At 62.4% G+C, this 16,234-nt stretch carries 15 protein-coding genes; 10 read left to right on the forward strand and 5 right to left on the reverse strand.

Features of this window, described 5'->3' with window-relative positions; genetic code table 11:
- The first annotated feature begins 122 nt into the window (after nucleotides 1–122).
- The gene (locus EY713_RS19320) at nucleotides 123–1,418 is read left to right on the forward strand and encodes an adenylosuccinate synthase (protein ID WP_131118260.1); all 1,296 of its coding nucleotides are present in this window, start codon (nucleotides 123–125) and stop codon (nucleotides 1,416–1,418) included.
- A 92-nt stretch (nucleotides 1,419–1,510) separates the two neighbouring features.
- The gene (locus tag EY713_RS19325) at nucleotides 1,511–3,460 is read left to right on the forward strand and encodes a hypothetical protein (protein ID WP_131118263.1); all 1,950 of its coding nucleotides are present in this window, start codon (nucleotides 1,511–1,513) and stop codon (nucleotides 3,458–3,460) included.
- 52 nt (nucleotides 3,461–3,512) lie between these two features.
- On the opposite strand, the gene rpoH is transcribed toward EY713_RS19325, so the two are convergent.
- From rpoH to EY713_RS19340, 3 genes are all read right to left on the reverse strand, one after another.
- Nucleotides 3,513–4,418, reverse strand: coding sequence for an RNA polymerase sigma factor RpoH (gene rpoH / locus EY713_RS19330; RefSeq protein WP_131118265.1), 906 nt, complete (start codon nucleotides 4,416–4,418; stop codon nucleotides 3,513–3,515).
- Between the two features lie 346 nt (nucleotides 4,419–4,764).
- Nucleotides 4,765–4,929 (reverse strand): YdcH family protein, encoded by a 165-nt coding sequence (locus EY713_RS19335; RefSeq protein WP_131118268.1) that lies wholly within the window; start codon nucleotides 4,927–4,929, stop codon nucleotides 4,765–4,767.
- A gap of 229 nt (nucleotides 4,930–5,158) precedes the next feature.
- Nucleotides 5,159–6,145: an SDR family oxidoreductase gene (locus EY713_RS19340; protein ID WP_131118271.1), complete on the reverse strand. Its 987-nt coding sequence runs from the start codon at nucleotides 6,143–6,145 to the stop codon at nucleotides 5,159–5,161.
- Nucleotides 6,146–6,463: 318 nt separating this feature from the next.
- Between EY713_RS19340 and EY713_RS19345 the strand changes: the two genes are divergently transcribed.
- From EY713_RS19345 to EY713_RS19375, 7 genes are all read left to right on the forward strand, one after another.
- Nucleotides 6,464–6,679: a YdcH family protein gene (locus tag EY713_RS19345; protein WP_131118274.1), complete on the forward strand. Its 216-nt coding sequence runs from the start codon at nucleotides 6,464–6,466 to the stop codon at nucleotides 6,677–6,679.
- Between the two features lie 124 nt (nucleotides 6,680–6,803).
- Complete coding sequence (locus EY713_RS19350; protein WP_131118277.1) at nucleotides 6,804–7,061, forward strand: GlsB/YeaQ/YmgE family stress response membrane protein; 258 nt, start codon at nucleotides 6,804–6,806, stop codon at nucleotides 7,059–7,061.
- Nucleotides 7,062–7,196: 135 nt separating this feature from the next.
- Nucleotides 7,197–7,910 (forward strand): deoxyribose-phosphate aldolase, encoded by a 714-nt coding sequence (gene deoC / locus EY713_RS19355; RefSeq protein ID WP_131118280.1) that lies wholly within the window; start codon nucleotides 7,197–7,199, stop codon nucleotides 7,908–7,910.
- Nucleotides 7,911–7,974: 64 nt separating this feature from the next.
- Nucleotides 7,975–8,925: an alpha/beta fold hydrolase gene (locus EY713_RS19360; protein WP_245572795.1), complete on the forward strand. Its 951-nt coding sequence runs from the start codon at nucleotides 7,975–7,977 to the stop codon at nucleotides 8,923–8,925.
- Nucleotides 8,926–9,024: 99 nt separating this feature from the next.
- The gene (locus tag EY713_RS19365) at nucleotides 9,025–10,218 is read left to right on the forward strand and encodes an HlyD family secretion protein (protein WP_165491197.1); all 1,194 of its coding nucleotides are present in this window, start codon (nucleotides 9,025–9,027) and stop codon (nucleotides 10,216–10,218) included.
- A 27-nt stretch (nucleotides 10,219–10,245) separates the two neighbouring features.
- Nucleotides 10,246–11,286, forward strand: coding sequence for a cation diffusion facilitator family transporter (locus tag EY713_RS19370; protein WP_131118289.1), 1,041 nt, complete (start codon nucleotides 10,246–10,248; stop codon nucleotides 11,284–11,286).
- A gap of 2 nt (nucleotides 11,287–11,288) precedes the next feature.
- A complete protein-coding gene (locus tag EY713_RS19375; RefSeq protein ID WP_131118292.1) occupies nucleotides 11,289–12,056 on the forward strand; it encodes an MOSC domain-containing protein in 768 nt (255 codons plus the stop codon).
- On the opposite strand, the gene EY713_RS19380 is transcribed toward EY713_RS19375, so the two are convergent.
- Together EY713_RS19380 and EY713_RS19385 are read right to left on the reverse strand one after the other, a co-directional pair.
- Nucleotides 12,053–12,565 carry a disulfide bond formation protein B gene (locus EY713_RS19380; protein WP_245572796.1) on the reverse strand — a complete coding sequence of 171 codons (513 nt, stop codon included), beginning with the start codon at nucleotides 12,563–12,565 and terminating at the stop codon, nucleotides 12,053–12,055. The genes EY713_RS19375 and EY713_RS19380 overlap by 4 nt on opposite strands.
- Nucleotides 12,556–13,137: a YqaA family protein gene (locus EY713_RS19385; RefSeq protein WP_131118297.1), complete on the reverse strand. Its 582-nt coding sequence runs from the start codon at nucleotides 13,135–13,137 to the stop codon at nucleotides 12,556–12,558. Before EY713_RS19385 ends, EY713_RS19380 begins: the two co-directional genes overlap by 10 nt.
- A 246-nt stretch (nucleotides 13,138–13,383) precedes the next feature.
- On the opposite strand from EY713_RS19385, the gene EY713_RS19390 reads away from it, so the two are divergent.
- On the forward strand, nucleotides 13,384–16,215 hold the full coding sequence (locus tag EY713_RS19390; RefSeq protein ID WP_170314116.1) for an EAL domain-containing protein: 2,832 nt from the start codon (nucleotides 13,384–13,386) through the stop codon (nucleotides 16,213–16,215).
- Nucleotides 16,216–16,234: the final 19 nt, after the last annotated feature.

Genomic DNA, 16,234 nt, shown 5'->3' on the forward strand with positions numbered 1-16,234 from the left:
AGCCCGGACATGATCGTCCGGACTTATTTACGAAGAGCAGCCCGGACACTAGTGTCGGGCTTGGCATCCCCGGGCCGCTGATGCGGTGGCCGGGGTCGCGGCGCGAGACGAGCTAGAGCAATATGGCGAATGTGGTGGTGGTCGGCGCTCAATGGGGCGACGAGGGCAAGGGCAAGATCGTCGACTGGTTGTCGACCGCGGCCGATGTCGTGGTGCGTTTTCAGGGCGGTCACAACGCTGGTCACACCCTGGTGATCGACGGCAAAGTGTTCAAACTCGCTCTTCTGCCCTCCGGCATCGTCCGCCCCGGCAAGCTTTCGGTCATCGGCAACGGCGTCGTTCTCGATCCCCACCATCTCCTGGCCGAGATCGACAAGCTGCGGCAGCAGGGCGTCGAGATCACCCCCGACAACCTGAAAATCGCCGAGAACGTCTCGCTCATTCTGGCGCTCCACCGCGAACTCGACGCGCATCGCGAATCCGCAACCGACACCGGCGTCAAGATCGGCACGACCAAGCGCGGGATCGGACCGGCCTATGAGGATAAGGTCGGACGCCGCGCGATCCGGCTGACCGATCTCGCTGAGCCCGATTATCTCGACGAGAAGATTGAGCGGCTGCTCTCGCATCACGATCCGCTGCGACGCGGACTCGGTCTCGAGCCGCTGTCGCATGCGGCGATCCGGGATGAGTTGATGTCGGTGGCCGACAAGGTCCTGCCCTATATGGCCGTGACGTTCGATCTTTTGGACACCGCACGACGTGACGGCAAACGCATCCTGTTTGAAGGCGCTCAAGGCGCGCTCCTGGATGTCGATCACGGCACCTATCCATTCGTCACCTCATCCAACACGGTGGCAGGCGCGGCCGCGACCGGGTCGGGCCTGGGTCCGAAAGCGATCGGCTATGTGCTTGGGATCGCCAAGGCCTATACGACCCGGGTCGGCGGCGGTCCCTTCCCGACCGAACTTCACGACGAGATCGGCCAGTTGATCGGCGATAAGGGACACGAATACGGCGTCAACACCGGCCGCCGCCGCCGGTGCGGGTGGTTCGATGCCGTGCTGGTGCGTCAAACCGTCAAAACCTCGGGGATCGACGGTATCGCCCTGACCAAGCTCGACATTCTCGATGGCTTCGACGAGATCAAGATCTGCGTCGGCTACAAACTCGACGGCAAGGACATCGCCTATCTTCCGGCCGGCCAGGCCGCTCAGGCGCGCGTCGAGCCTGTCTACGAGACCTTTCCGGGGTGGGAAGGCGCGACGGGCGGTGCGCGATCCTGGGCCGACCTACCGGCGCAGGCGATCAAATACGTCCGCTATATCGAGGAACTGATCGGTGCCCCCGTGGCGCTCCTCTCGACGAGCCCTGAGCGCGACGACACGATTCTGGTTCAGAACCCGTTTCAGGATTGATGCGCTTCGGCTATTTGTTGCACCGAGACCTTAACTCGCGGGCTCACATCAGCGGGATTGACGAACCAGACCAGGGATGGTGTTAACGCTGAATGGCCGAATATTATCCTCTTCTCTCTCGGGCGGTCGCCTCCCTGCACGACGCGCCGCCGGAGGCGCGCCGCGCCATCTATGATCGGGCGCGACAGGCGCTTCTCGGGCAATTGCGTTCGATGGAACCGCCCGTTCCGGCAGAGGACATCGAACGGGAGAGCGTCGCCCTCGATGACGCGATCGCGCGGGTCGAGACCGACATCGTGGGGCCGCCGACGGTCGCTGCACCCGTAGCCCCCCCCTCGCCGGCTCCTGCTTCTCCGCCAACGGTCTCTCCTCAACCCTCAGCTCCTGCGGTCCCAGCGAGCGAACCGCCCGTCGCGGCATCGAGCCTCGACCCTGCGGCGCGGCAGGCAACGGTGTTGCCGCAGCCCTCGGCAGCGCCAGCCACGGTAACTACGGTTCGTCCGGCTGCCCCGGGCCTCACGTCTCTACGCGCAGGCTTGCCCCCAGGGCCAAGCCGTCCGCCGGGGCCGCCACGGCCCGTTCAGCCGATGCGACCGGCGAGCACATCGAGGCCAGTTGCAGCCCCCGTCATACGCGCGTCGCGCGAGACGGACGACCCGGCACAAGCCACACCCAAGACCATCTCATCGAGCCTCGCCTCGCAAAGCCCTGGATTGCCAAGCGCCTCGCGCCTGCAGGTTCCTTCGCCGACGGCCGAGCCGAACGAGCCGCTTGGCACGGATGCATCGGCGCACGAGCAACTCCCCGACACGCCGCAATTCCCGCCGACCAAAGATCGGTCCGACGAGCGGACCCTCAACCGAGACGAGTCGAACCGCCCGGCCGCGCCACGGCCGGTTCGGAAAGAGCCGTTCAGCCCTCGCGTTCTCATTGTCGCGCTTGTGGCGGCCGTCGTTGTGGCCGGCATTGCTTACACGGCTTGGCGCTTGCGCGACAAACCAGAAGCGATGGCGCGGGCACGCGCGGCGCTGCAGGCCGCTCAAAAATCCGAGCCGCAGAGCGGCAAGATCGTCAGCCGGGCGGACGGCACGAGCGCGCCGCCGACAATCCTGGCCGACAAGACACCGGCTACGGAAAAAGCGACGGCCGATAACACGACGCAGCCGGATCCCTCGTCCGCTGCTCCGCAAAGCCAGCCATCGGCTGCTCAATCGACAGCGGCACTGCCATCGGCTGGCGCTGCGCCGGAGGCAGCGCCAGCACAACCAACCTCGAACGACGCCGCCAATGCACCGGCTGCCGGCCCGACCGATGCCGCCAATCCACCGGCAGCCGCACCAAACGATAGCTCCACTCAACCGGCCGCAACATCGACAGCCGATCCCTCGGCTCCGCTCGCGGCGTCAACGGCCCCCGCGGCGCCAGCACCTACCTCGGCTGCGACTCCACCCTCCACCGCGACCGCACCTGCTTCGAGCGACGAGACATTGCCGGTTTCGCAACGCGCCGCGCTTCTCGTGGACGCGCCGGACGATCCCCAAAAAGTTAAAACCTATGTGGGTTCCGTGGTCTGGCATGCCGAAAATGTCAGCCCCGGCCAGGGGCAGCCCCTGGCCCAAGCCGTCCGCGCCGATATCGAAATTCCCGACGCCAATCTTAAAATGAGCATGCTGTTTCAGAAGAATTTCGAGCAGCAATTTCCCGCGAGCCATACGATGGATTTGCGGTTCACGCCGGGTCCGGGCAATCAACTTGGAAACGTGAAGCAAATCAACGTGCCGCAACTGCGCCGGGACGATTCACCGACAGGCGACACGCTGGTCGGACTGCCGGTGACCATCACGGACAATTATTTTTTGGTGGGACTGACGCGCGGCGACGTCGAAAGCCGCAACCTGGACCTCATCAAGAGCCGGAATTGGTTCGACGTCCCCTTGCTGCTGGTGTCTGGCAAGGTCGCCAAGATAACCTTCGAGAAGGGCACGTCGGGACAGCGCATTATCGAAAGCGCTATTCAAAGCTGGCAGTCAGCCACGCCATAAACAAAAAAGCCGAGGCGATTGCCTCGGCTTTTTTAGTAGTCGACCGTCAGGTTCAATGAACGCTCGATTGCGATTCCAACAAAGGCCGGCTTGCTTCAATCCGCGCCAATCCGGTCTTCACGGCAGCCTGCACCTTTTCGAAGGCTCTCACCTCGATTTGCCGAACGCGCTCGCGCGAGATGTTGAACTCCTCGGAGAGTTGCTCGAGCGTAATCGGATCCTCCGCAAGACGACGCGCCTCGAAGATGCGGCGCTCACGCGGGTTCAGAACGTCCAGCGCTCCCTTCAGCGCGTCGTGTCGGTTAGAGCTTTCTTCGTGGTCGGCAAGCAGAACCTCCTGGTTCGTCGAATCGTCAACGAGCCAATCCTGCCACTCGCCGTCGCCGTCCTCGCGCATCGGTGAATTCAGGGAGCTGTCGCCACCGAGGCGGCGGTTCATGTCGATCACATCCTGCGCGGTCACGCCGAGCTTGGTCGCGATGGTCTGAACGTGGTCAGGATGAAGATCGCCTTCCTCCAACGCCGAAATTTGGCTCTTCGCCTTCCGCAGGTTGAAGAACAGCTTCTTCTGGTTAGCGGTCGTGCCCATCTTCACGAGCGACCACGAACGAAGAATATATTCCTGGATCGACGCGCGGATCCACCAGATCGCATAAGTCGCAAGGCGGAAGCCCTTATCGGGCTCGAACCGCTTCACAGCCTGCATCAAGCCGACATTGCCTTCCGAAATGACTTCGCCGATCGGGAGTCCGTAGCCGCGATAGCCCATCGCGATCTTGGCCACGAGGCGAAGATGCGAGGTCACGAGTTCGTGGGCTGCATCGCGATCGTCGTGCTCACGCCAGCGCTTCGCCAGCATGAATTCCTGCTGGGGCTGAAGCATGGGAAAGCGACGAATCTCATTGAGATAGCGGGAAAGACCGCTTTCGCTTGAGATCATCGGGAGAGCAGGCGCCATAATATTCGTCCTTGGTCGGCCCGACTCGGGCCTTTTAACGGCCAGCATCCTGCCGTCTCGAACAATCAGATTTGAGCTACATGTCGATTTGATGGCTTAATGCTGCGGTGCAAGATCGACCGCTCGCAACGGCGGCCGCACTCTTTAACGCAACACTGCGATCATCGACCGAGCAGAGCCATCAACCGGCCTCTTCATCTCTTTCAAAAGATGGATCGCAAGACCCACGAAGTAAAGGGTGAGTGGCATCCCGCATCGGCGGCATGCAGTACGCGCTTTCATAGAAAAGGGGCCGGCGATCCGCACGGCCCCTTACACCTGTTTTTAAAATGATCGACGGCAGCTGTTAATGACGCAGCTTGGTCATCTCGTCTTTGAGCTGCAGTTTCTTGCGTTTCAACTCGGACAGTTTCGCGGGCTCTATGCTCGGCGCGGCACGGCAGGAGGCAATTTCTTTATCGATCGCCTGATGACGACGAGCCAACTCCGCAATGTGACTTTGCAGCGACATTCTGAACTCCTAACAGGAATCGTGTCCGAACGCGGTTCACGACGAGATGATGACACGATCTCGACGCGGCTCAAGCGGCCTTTCGGCTGCGTCGTCATCAACTCTTTGCGATGTTGGAGCGGTTTTAAAACGAATTAGCGGCGTCCGACCTTTGCCTGCTCGCGTTACGCCGGGTTACTGCGAGAACACGATCGAGCCGCAGCGTGGCTCGATCGTCTTGGGTTATGCCTTAACGGATTGATCGCACCGAGTGTCGGAGGGCGAAGAAGAGCCCGATCAGCCCCGCGACGACGACCGTGTCACGATGTCGGCTAGTGAAAATTTCCCAGTTTGTGTCGCGCGCATTCAGGTCGAACCGCCCATGCGCCGCATAGACGCCGCCGATCGGCCCGTACAGGTTCGCGGTGGCGCTGCCGAGTTCGCGTTGCTTGGTGATCTGCGCCGGATATCCACCGAGCGCGAGGAGACGATCGGCAAGGCCCGGCGCAAAGCGATCCATCATGATGGCCGCAAGCGTGGACAGGCCAACCCAAACGTCACGACGCGGATGTTGAGCAGTGAACACGATGGCGCGGGCTGCGACTTCCGGCTGGTAGACGGGAGCCACCGGCTGCGGCTTGCGGCCAAGGCGGTTGAGGCTCCAGTCGAATTGGGGGGTGTTGATCGATGGCAGATGCACCATCGACACACGGATGTGGGATCGATCGTGGAACAACTCAGACCGCAAGGCAGCCGTAAATCCCCGGACCGCGAATTTTGCGCCCGACATGGCTGACTGGAGTGGCATGGCCCGGTAGCCCATGGCCGAACCGACATTGATGATGAGGCCACGATCGCGCAGCCTCATGTGTTTGAGCGCCGCAATGGAGCCGTAGACCGTGCCAAGATAGCCGACCTCTGTGGCGCGTTTGAATTCGTCGGGTTCGATCTTTTCGACCGGCGAGAAGATGCTGGTTGCCGCATTGTTGACCCAGACCTCGATCGGGCCGAGCTCATGTTCGATGCTGTCGGCCGCGGCCGCGATGGCACTCGCATCCGCCACGTCGGCCGTGACCACATGGGCGCGCACGCCCATGTCGCGGAGTTCCTTTGCGGTGGCGTCGAGCCTTTGCTGGTCGCGGGCGATCAGACCAACATCGAACCCTTGTCGCGCGAATTCCCGAGCTGTCGCCCGCCCTACCCCTGCGCCTGCTCCCGTCACTACCGCTACGGCCACGTCGATCTCCCTGGTTACGGGCCGGATCGGCCCCTATCACTTGCGCTACGGGCTAACCCGTGCGGCGGGCGTTCGTTTCACACAAGACGCAGCCTTCCCGCGTGCTTGCTCCGCCACGCGACTAGTCGAGGAACCCAGCGTTGACGCTCAAGTCACTGATAGTTCGCGTAGATTTAGCTCGACGGGAATGCCCTCTTGCACCGCACTGAGGCTTGGCTCGACTTGCGACAGAACCCGGCTGTGCCATAATCTGCGGGTTCGGCTCAGCGGACAGACCTCCGGCTTGGAGCGAACGATGCGAATGAGGGTTGAGGCGCGATGAACCAATTGGGTCCCGAGGAAAAACGTGTCGCCCTGATCGAAATGGAGCAACTTCGCCAGGAACACCGGGACCTCGACGAAGCCATCATGGCCTTGTCGCTCCGGGAGACACGCGATCAGATTCAAGTGCAGCGGCTGAAGAAACGCAAATTGCTGCTCCGCGACAAAATCGGTTTCATAGAAGACCAAATCACACCAGACATCATAGCGTGACAATCGAGCCACATCGCGGCCACAGTTTCGTCTCGCTGCCGACCAAACAGCGGAACCTTTGCCGTGAACTGTCGGTTCCGCTGTTGGGCCTGTTTGGGCGGGCTGTTACACCGGGGATCGATACATGGACGGCCAATCACTCATCGTATTTCTCATCATCGGCGCGATCGCCGGCTGGCTCGCTGGACTCGTGGTTCAGGGCACCGGCTTCGGTCTGATCGGTGACATCATTGTCGGTATCATCGGCGCTTTCGTCGCTGGCTACCTGCTCCCGCAACTCGGGATCAACCTCGGCACGGGCGTCGTGGCTGCCATTATCGACGCTGCGATCGGTGCCATCGTGTTGCTCATCATCATCAAGCTGATCCGACGGGTCGTTTAACGATCTGGCGCATCGCTGCTTGAACAAACATCGGCAGATCAAGCCGGTCCGTCGGGTAGGACGGGCCGGCTTTTTGTTTTATTGTGCCATCGCCGCAAGGTGCCAAAGCGGCACGCGCAAGCTGGCGGGTCCATCATGAGCCTCTACGACAACGAAACGCCACGCCCCTCGCAGCGTTCAACCAGCGAGGTCCTCGACGCCGACGCCGCGAGCCTCGCCAGACTGATTGACCATACGGTCCTGAAACCCGACACGCTTGCGATCGATGTCGACCGCTTTTGCGCGGAAGCCGCACGGTTCTGCTTCGCCTCGGTCTGCGTCAACGGCGTTTATGTTCCTCGCGTCGTCGAGAGGCTCGCCGGTCTATCGATCCCAGCTTGTGCCGTCGTTGGCTTTCCGCTCGGCGCCATGTCGACACGCGCCAAGGCATTCGAAGCCTCCGACGCGGTCGCAGCGGGCGCTGGAGAAATCGACATGGTGATCCAGGTGGGGGCGCTGAAGGACCGGCAGTTCGACGTCGTCGAGGCCGATATTGCGACGGTGAAGCGCGCCTGCGGCTCGACCCTGCTCAAAGTCATCATCGAGACCTGCCTGCTGACCGACGACGAGAAGCGGGCCGCCTGTTCGATCGCCGCAAGCGCCGGCGCGAATTTCGTCAAGACCTCGACCGGTTTCGGTCATGCGGGTGCAACGATCGAAGATGTGGCCCTGATGCGAGGCGTGGTCGGCGATGCACTTGGGGTCAAAGCCTCTGGCGGCATTCGGACCAGGACCGATGCCGAACGCATGGTCGCGGCGGGCGCCAGCCGAATCGGAGCGAGCGCAAGTGTCGCCATCGTCCAGGCCTGACCGGAGAGGCGGAACGGCTCCCAGCAAGACGGCATCGCGCCACGTCAGCGTCAAGCTTGTGGAGGTGCCTCTCAATCGCCTCCCTTCAAATGCGGTCACTGATCTGCTGCCGATCGGGACGATCGAGATCAGGGTCGCGCGTTGGGAGGCGACTCGGGTACCGGCCGCCGGAACGGTCGTCCTCTGTACAGGACGCGGCGAGTTTATTGAGAAATATGCCGAGGTCGCGTCCGAACTCCTCGGTCGCGGGTTCGCAGTCGTGGCGTTCGACTGGCGCGGCCAGGGCGGCTCGTCACGCTTAGTGCGGGATGGACGCAAGGGACACGTCTCCGACTTCGAGGAATTTCAAGCGGATCTCGACGCCATCCGATCCGCCGTGCTCGAGCCGCACTGCCCAAGGCCTTGGTTCGCGCTGGCGCATTCCATGGGCGGCGCTATTGCGATCGCGCATGCCGCCGGCGGCCGTTGTATGTTCGATCGTATCGTTCTCTCGACCCCGATGGTCGAGATCTATGGCCTCGCGGCGCCCCGCGCCATCCGGGCGATGGCATCGACGGCATCTCGGCTCGGGCTGGGACGCTTCTATGTGCCAGGAGGAAGCAGCCGCTCGGTCATGATGAAACCGTTTGAGCATAACGTCCTTACGTCCGATCCAAAACGCTATGCCGCCTTCTCGGCCTTGGTGAGCGCCGCGCCCGAACTCGCGATCGGTGCGCCGACGCAGGGCTGGTTGAACGCGGCGTTCCGCTGCATGGGTGAGTTTCACGACGTCGACTTCCCGCGCCGGATTCTAACCCCGATGCTGGTGGTGGCCTGCGGCGCCGACAGCGTCGTCGCGACACGCGGGATCGAGCGTTTCGCCACCCGACTGAAAAACGCGAGCCTGATCGTTGTGCCTCATGCTCGGCATGAAGTTCTGATGGAACAGGATCACTTCAGGGCACAGTTTTGGGCGGCGTTCGATGGCTTCGTTCCAGGATCGTCGAGCGTCGCACCGCATCCGGCAGCGAGCTAGACAAAGCCTCTTTCGGGCGAAGCCTTGGCTTGGCTGTTCGGCCGCAGGAACCAAGCACGCCCATCGCATGTTTTCGCCTTAAAAATCGGGAAGTCCACCGTGCTCGACCAACCAAACGATGCTCCTCACGACCGCGACATTCTCAAGATCGGATCGCCGGACCACAAGGCGGACGAGCCGACGGCATTGCAGAAATCCGATGACGTCGACGACAGCGATGAGACCGACGAGACGTCGCCCGACGACGATGCGGCAGAGAAGCCAAAAGACACTCGGCCGTTCTGGCGCAAGCATCCGATTGCGCTGATCGTCGGCCTTATCGTGCTGATCGCGGCGATCGTGGCTGGCGTCCTCTGGTATCTGAACGCGCGCCACTTCGAGAACACGGATGATGCCTTTATCGACGGCCGGCCAATTTCGATCAGCGCCGAAGTCGAAGGCAATATCACCGCCGTGCCAGTCACCGATAACCAGGTTGTGAAGGCTGGTGACCTCCTGGCCCGCATCGATGATCGGAACTACACGGCTGCGGTCGCCAATGCGGAGGCTCAGATCGATCAGGCGCAAGCGCAGTTTGAAAATATCGAGGCACAGATTGGAGCGCAGAAGTCGCAAGTCCGGCAAGCGGAACAGCAGGTCAACGAGGCTCAGGCTGCGCTGAATTTCTCTAACGACGAGAACAAGCGATATCAGGATCTCGCCAAGACCGGCTTTGGGACGATCCAGCGGGCTCAGCAATCGGCCTCCGATCAGCAGCAGAAGCGCGCCGCGCTGGACGGCGCTCAATCCAACCAGGCTGCTGCTGAAAAGCAGATCAACGTGCTGAAAGCCCAGAGACGCAGCGCCGAGGCGCAAATCGAGCAAGCGAAGGCGCAGAAGCTGACGGCCGACGCCAATCTCTCGCGCACGATGATCCGCGCGACCGTCGATGGCCGCGTGACGCGGCTCACCGGGGCGGTCGGTTTCGTTGCAACCCAGGGCCAAGGCCTGATGGTTCTGGTGCCGTTGGATGTTTGGGTCACGGCAAACTTCAAGGAAACTCAACTCGCCGACATGAGGGTCGGACAGCCCGTCGATATCGAGATCGACGCTTTCGGCCGGACCTATCCCGGCAAGATCAACAGCATCCAGGCCGGGAGCGGCACGGCTTTCAGTTTGCTGCCGGCTCAGAACGCCACGGGGAATTACGTGAAGGTCGTTCAGCGCATTCCAGTGAAGATCACCTTCGATCAGCGTCCGGACGTGGAGCTTGGACCAGGCATGTCGGTGGTGCCGACCGTCCGGGTGCGGTAAGCTCTGGCGTCGCCACCGGAGTATTCGATGTCCGATCACCACCACGCCGCAGCATCGCCCCCGTTGGCGAGCGGCACGGACCACGCGCGTGACCATGCGGGCGCTGCGACACAGCCCCACAGCGATCACGTGCACGATTACGATCATTCGCATGCCGGGCACAACCACGGCATCGGAGGTCACGTTCACGCACCGGCCAATTTCGGCCGCGCCTTCGCGATCGGCATCGGCCTCAATACGGCCTTCGTGCTCGTCGAAGCGGGCGCCGGCGTCTATGGCCACTCGGTCGCGCTGCTGGCCGACGCTGGTCATAACGTCAGCGATATTCTGGGCCTGATGGTGGCGTGGCTCGCGCAATCTCTGGCGCAGCGTGTTCCCTCGCAGCGGTTTACCTATGGGCTCCGCGGCTCATCGATCCTGGCAGCGCTGTTCAACGCCATCTTCCTGCTCGTGGTGGTCGGAGCGCTGAGCCTGGAGGCCATACAACGGCTGTTCGCACCAGAGCCTGTGGCAGGCGGCACCGTCATGATCGTGGCGGCGATCGGCGTCGCGATCAACGGTTTGACCGCCTATCTGTTCGCGTCCGGGCGGCACAACGACATCAACATCAAGGGCGCCTACATGCATATGGCTGCCGATGCGCTGGTGTCGGTCGGAGTCATTGCGGCCGGGGCCGTGATCCTGCTGACCGGCTGGCTCTGGGTCGATCCCGTCGTCAGTCTCGTGGTCAACGCCATCATCGTGGCCGGCACGTGGGGGCTGCTTCGCGACAGCGTTTCGATGTCGATGCAGGCGGTTCCACCGTCGATCGAACCAGCGAAGGTTCGTCGTTTTCTGCTCGATCGACCCGGCGTCGCCACACTGCATGATCTGCATATCTGGCCGATGAGCACCACCGAGATCGCCATAACGGCGCATCTCTGTATGCCGGCGGGGCACCCCGGCGATCACTTCTTGTCGGAAACGGCTGTGACGCTGCGAGACACGTTCGGCATCGGCCATATGACGGTGCAGATCGAGGTGAGCGAAGACAATCGCTGCCTGCTCGCCCAAGACGGGGCGATCTAGCCTTGGATCACGTCTCGATCGTTTCGATCTTCTGCTATCCGATCAAAGGCTTGTCGCCGCAAGCTCTGTCCGAGGTGGAACTCACGAAAGGCGCTTATTTTCCCAACGACCGACTTTACGCCATCGAGAACGGCCCGTCGGGATTCGATGAAACCGCGCCGCGTTATCGGCCTAAGACCAAATATCTGATGCTGATGCGCGATGAACGTCTGGCGACGCTGAAGACGCGCTTCGACCCCTCGATGTCCCGCCTGACGATCGAGCTTGACGGCCGTCTTCGATGCGATGCCGATCTATCGACTTTCGCCGGTCGTAATGCGGTCGAGACCTTCTTCGCCGCCTTCTGTAAGGACGATCTCAAAGGTCCGCCACGCCTTCTCGGCCCGTTCGACCCGTTCCGATTCACAGACTCGACCAAGGGCTTCGTCTCCTTCGTCAATCTCGCCAGCGTCGCGGCCATCGCCAAGGCCGCTGGACAAGCTGTCGATCCCCTCCGGTTCCGCGCCAATCTCTACCTCGACGGATTGCCGGCCTGGGCCGAACACGACCTCATCGGGCGCCAGATCACGATCGGCAAGACGCGGCTCGCGATCACCAACACGACCGAACGCTGCGCCGCAACGAGCGTCGACCCTGCGACGGGCGAACGCGACATCAATGTGGTCAAGACACTTGTGAACACCGTCGGGCACAACCTTTGTGGCGTCTATGCGCGTGTCGTTCAGGGTGGCGGGATCCGGCCAGGCGATCCGGTCACGATCCTGGACTAGGCCGAACGGCTCCGTGACAGACCGACGAGGCTGCAGATCAAGAGGCCGAGCGAGATCACTGCGTTCCATCCTGCGAGCGACAAGCCCGCGACCACCAGGGCGGCGGCGTCGCAGCGGACGACCTTGACGCTCTCGAGTTGCTTCATGAAATCGCTCACTCCGGCCGCCGCTTGCACCGCACCGGAACAACCGGAGGGGCCGGGCCAGATTTTCCATTCGACGCCGGCATGATACACGCCGATCACCGTCCCGGCCGCAAATAGCAGGGCCAGCACAGCGAAGCCGATCGACGCCAATCCCCAACGACGCATCAGAATCGACACGATCGTCAACAAGCCGACCGCAAATCCCGCGTAGAACGGCTGGCGCTCCAGCAGACAAAGCTCACATGGCGTGTAGCCGGCCCGCTCGAAGGCCCAGACGGTCAGGATCGTGGCTACGATCGCGAGCGTTACCCCGATCGCGAGCGGCAGGATAAGGCGCGGGCGCGTCTTCATCGTCAGAGCCATTTGATCGCAATCCAAAAACCAATCACCACGATGGCCGCGAAGCTGATCAGGATAAGACCGAAGTGGCGATCGAGCGCCGCTTTGATCGGCACGCCGAAGCGGCCCAGAATAGCAGCGAGCACGAAGAAGCGGATGCCGCGCGTGACGAGCGAGAGCAGAACAAACAGGCCGAAATTATACGACAGGAGGCCGCTGACGATCGTGACCAGCTTATAGGGGATCGGCGTCAATCCCTTGATCAGAATGAAGAGCGCGCCCCATTTGGCGTAGAATTCGCGCAATGCCTCGAGTTTGTCTGCATAGCCATAGAGGTGGATCAGCCACTGACCGAGCGTGTCGAAGAGCAACGCGCCGATCGCATAGCCCACCATGCCGCCAAGCACGGAGGCGATCGTGGCGATGGCGGCATAGCGCCAGGCTCGCTCCGGTCGCGCCAGCACCATCGGGACTAGGATAATGTCGGGCGGAACCGGAAAGAACGAGCTTTCCGCAAAGGCGACGAGCCCGAGCGCCCACGGTGCGCGCGGGCTATCGGCAAGGCGCAATACCCAAGCGTAGAGGCTCTTGAACATCGCCACCCCATAAGCGAGAGGTCCGTCCGTGTCCATCCGCGACAGAGCCGCAAGCTGAGCTTCAGCTCCGCCTTGCGCTTGCCTTATGGTCTCGCTACCACTTGAGAGCCGACGCGAGCGACCCGCGGGTTTCGATGTGACGGCTTGCCGCCCAAATCCCTCGCGTTGCACAAAGTAAAATCAGCCATCGTGCGTCATCTTCTTTCCCTTCTGATCCTCTGTGCGACCGCCTTGGTGATCGGCGGAATGGTCGGCGTTACGCCTGCTTCCGCCATCGAATCCGTTCGTGTCCCGGTGGACAGCCGAGCCATCGATCTGACTCGATCGGTTGAGCGCTACAATGGCCAGGGCGATCGCATTCAAATCTCGACGGCGCCAGGTGCGGACGGCATCGTTCGGCGCATTGAGGTCGGCGCCAAACAGGCGGGGACGCAACCAAACTGGATCGTGTTCGCGCTCACCAATGATTCCGACGAACAGCTCGAGCGCTTGGTCGTGGTGCCGCATTTCCGCCTCGCCGGCTCCGGTGTGATCTGGCCCGATCTCGGCACGGTCCGCATCTCCGCTATCACGGCGAGCCAGGGCTTCGCGCCCGAGAGCGAGGAAAGCGCCGACGCCGACGTGTTCCGCCTCACGCTCGACCCCGGTGCGACCGTTACCTATGTGGCCGAACTTCGCTCCGCCACCCTGCCCCAGATCACTTTGTGGGAGCCGGACGCCTATAAGGACAAGCTCACCAGCTTGACGCTGTTTAAAGGCATCGTGATCGGGATCGCCGGTCTGCTGGCGCTCTTCCTGTCGATCGTCTTCGTGGTGCGCGGCGCCATCATCTTCCCGGCAGCGGCGGCTCTCGCCTGGGCCGTCTTGGCCTATGTGTGCATCGATTTCGGCTTCTGGCACAAATTATTCGCGGCGGGCGGCGAGGCGGATCGCGTGTCGCGCGCGGTCGCGGAGGCCAGCCTTGCGGCGACCCTGCTGGCGTTCCTCTTCGCTTATCTCAACCTGAACCGTTGGCATGTGCGCTACTCGCATATTGCGGCCGGCTGGCTGATCTTTCTGGCGGCCCTCGTCGGCTTCGCGCTTTACGACGCACCGGTCGCGGCCGGCATCGCGCGCATCATGCTGGCGACCGTGGCGGCCGTCGGTTTCATTCTCGTCATCTATCTGTCGACGCATGGCTACGATCGCGCCGTCATGTTGATTCCCACCTGGTTCCTGTTGCTGGTGTGGGTGGCGGCGGCCGGGTTCACCGTCATGGGATCGCTGACCAACGACCTCGTCTCGCCGGCGCTGATGGGCGGTCTGGTTCTGATCGTCATGCTGATCGGCTTTACGATCATGCAAAATGCCTTTGCGATCGGGGGAATGTCTCACGGAGTCGTTTCAGATGCCGAACGCAAGGCGCTTGCGCTGACCGGCTCGGGTGACATCATCTTCGACTGGGACGTCAATGCCGATCGAATTTTCGTCAGCCCCGATGTCGAAACGCAGTTGGGTCTTCGGCGTGGCGACCTCGAAGGTCCGGCCGCCGGCTGGTTCGATCGCCTTCACGCGCTCGACCGCGACCGCTATCGCGCCTGCCTCGATACGGTGCTGGAGCAACGCTGCGGCCGCATAGCACAGGACTTCCGCTTGCGATCGGCCGATGGCGAATATTTCTCCTATGCCATGAAGGCGCGGCCCGTCGTCGGGCAGGATGGCGAGGTGGTGCGCGTCGTCGGCACGCTGGCCGACGTGACCGACATCAAGGCGGCGGAAGATCGGCTCCTGCACGATGCGGTGCATGACAGCCTCACCGGCCTGCCCAATCGGGAATTATTCTACGACAGGCTTGATGCCGCGATGACGATGACGCGGAGTAGCGACCGCGCCGCACCGACGGTGTTTTCACTCGATGTCGACCGCTTCAAGCAGATCAACGAGCAGGTGGGCCTCTCGGTCGGCGACTCGATCCTGCTGACGATCGCGCGTCGCCTCGGGCGCCTGATGCGGCCGCAGGACACGATGGCCCGGATCGGCGGCGACCAGTTCGCCTTCATCATCGTGTCGGAGACCGATGCCGACCAGATCATGCAATTGGCCGACACGATCCGGCGCGCCATCAATACACCTATCACGTTCAGCACCTACGAGATCGCCCTCACGTCGTCGATCGGTGTGGCGTTCTACGACACGGCCCTGCACGCGAAACGGGACGACATCCTGAAAGATGCCGAGATCGCCATGACGCATGCGAAGCGCGCGGGCGGCGACCGCATCGAACTCTATCGCACCGGCATGCGAGCGCAGCGGTCGGATCGGCTCGCGCTCGAAGCGGATTTGCGGCGCGCCATCGAGCGAAACGAGATCAAGGTGGTGTTCCAGCCGATCGTGCGGCTGGAAGACCGGACCATCGCGGGTTTCGAGGCGCTGCTGCGTTGGGAGCATCCGCGCCTCGGCACGCTGAGCCCGGCGGATTTCATCCCCCTGGCGGAGCAGACCGGGCTGATCGTCGACCTCGGGCTGTTCGCCATGGACCGAACGGCGCGGGAACTCGCCTCCTGGCAGCAAGCGCTCGACGTGTCGCCCCCCATTTATGCCAGCGTCAACGTTTCGTCGCGGCAGTTGCTGCGCCACGATCTCCTCGGCGATGTGAAATCGGTGCTCAAGCGCTCGGGTGTCCTGCGGAATTCGCTGAAGCTCGAACTCACCGAAAGCCTGATGATGGAAAATCCGGAATATGCGGCGCAGATGCTGCACCGGATTAAGGATCTCGGGGCTGGCCTTTCGCTCGACGATTTCGGCACGGGCTACTCGTCCCTCTCCTATCTGCAGCGGTTCCCGTTCGACACGATCAAGATCGACCAGTCGTTCGTGCGTCATAACGGCAAGGGCAGCCGTCCTGTCATTCTGCGGTCCATCGTCGCCTTGGCGCATGATCTCGGCATGGAAGTCGTGGCCGAAGGCGCCGAATCCGAGAGCGACGTGATCGAGCTCTCGCAGCTCGGCTGCGAATATGCACAAGGCTTTGCGTTCGGTCAGCCGATCTCGGCCGCCGAGGCCCGTAAGCTGGTCGGTGCGACGGCCGAAGCCGCCTGAGCGTTATCAGCCGCTGGTC

The sequence above is a fragment of the Lichenihabitans psoromatis genome (genome assembly GCF_004323635.1).
Classification (GTDB): Bacteria; Pseudomonadota; Alphaproteobacteria; order Rhizobiales; family Beijerinckiaceae; genus Lichenihabitans; species Lichenihabitans psoromatis.

Excerpts from the sequence above, each read along its gene's own strand:
- EY713_RS19320 (WP_131118260.1), top strand. The coding sequence starts at position 123 with ATGGCGAATGTGGTGGTGGTCGGCGCTCAATGGGGCGACGAGGGCAAG.
- EY713_RS19325 (WP_131118263.1), top strand. The coding sequence starts at position 1,511 with ATGGCCGAATATTATCCTCTTCTCTCTCGGGCGGTCGCCTCCCTGCAC.
- rpoH (WP_131118265.1), bottom strand. The coding sequence starts at position 4,418 with ATGGCGCCTGCTCTCCCGATGATCTCAAGCGAAAGCGGTCTTTCCCGC.
- EY713_RS19335 (WP_131118268.1), bottom strand. The coding sequence starts at position 4,929 with ATGTCGCTGCAAAGTCACATTGCGGAGTTGGCTCGTCGTCATCAGGCG.
- EY713_RS19345 (WP_131118274.1), top strand. The coding sequence starts at position 6,464 with ATGAACCAATTGGGTCCCGAGGAAAAACGTGTCGCCCTGATCGAAATG.
- EY713_RS19350 (WP_131118277.1), top strand. The coding sequence starts at position 6,804 with ATGGACGGCCAATCACTCATCGTATTTCTCATCATCGGCGCGATCGCC.
- deoC (WP_131118280.1), top strand. The coding sequence starts at position 7,197 with ATGAGCCTCTACGACAACGAAACGCCACGCCCCTCGCAGCGTTCAACC.
- EY713_RS19370 (WP_131118289.1), top strand. The coding sequence starts at position 10,246 with ATGTCCGATCACCACCACGCCGCAGCATCGCCCCCGTTGGCGAGCGGC.
- EY713_RS19380 (WP_245572796.1), bottom strand. The coding sequence starts at position 12,565 with ATGGCTCTGACGATGAAGACGCGCCCGCGCCTTATCCTGCCGCTCGCG.
- EY713_RS19385 (WP_131118297.1), bottom strand. The coding sequence starts at position 13,137 with ATGTTCAAGAGCCTCTACGCTTGGGTATTGCGCCTTGCCGATAGCCCG.
- EY713_RS19390 (WP_170314116.1), top strand. The coding sequence starts at position 13,384 with ATGGTCGGCGTTACGCCTGCTTCCGCCATCGAATCCGTTCGTGTCCCG.